Origin of the sequence: Agrobacterium sp. a22-2 (assembly GCF_012276985.1) — a bacterium.
Classification (GTDB): Bacteria; Pseudomonadota; Alphaproteobacteria; order Rhizobiales; family Rhizobiaceae; genus Allorhizobium.
Genome location: NZ_JAAXMM010000094.1, coordinates 1 through 408 on the forward strand (window position 1 = coordinate 1; position 408 = coordinate 408).

Consider the following 408-nt stretch of genomic DNA (forward strand, 5'->3'; position numbering starts at 1 on the left):
CCCGTGCATGGCCTGGGCCGTGTAATGCACAGGAATTGCATCTGTCTGGATTTCTCCCCATTCTTTGGCTTTGAACGGACTAACTGTTTTGATCTCAATGTTCTCGCCTGACGCTGCTTCTGCATCGATCTCAGCTGCAATAAAATCGTAATCACGGTGGATATAGCGGTTTCCGCGATGAACGATTTCCATCCCTGTTTCCTCAGAAAGCAGGTCTATTACGTATGGCTCCATACGCTGGCCACGCGTGAAAACTTTCTGCTTGCTTGGGTCTACTGGTTTGACACGTGGCTGGACCTTATCCAGATAAACCTCAAGCGGGGTGCGCCATGGGCTAATTCCAAGAATCCCTGCAACATCGCTTCCTCCGATGTATTTTGTTCTATCCATGATTCCAGCGTTCCGCAT

Annotated in this window: 1 protein-coding gene; it reads right to left on the reverse strand. The window is 49.5% G+C overall.

Annotation, left to right across the window (positions count from 1 at the left end):
• Positions 1-390 (reverse strand): lambda-exonuclease family protein (locus HFC70_RS26545; protein WP_210259471.1); only part of this gene is annotated, 390 nt, incomplete at its 3' end.
• Positions 391-408: the final 18 nt, after the last annotated feature.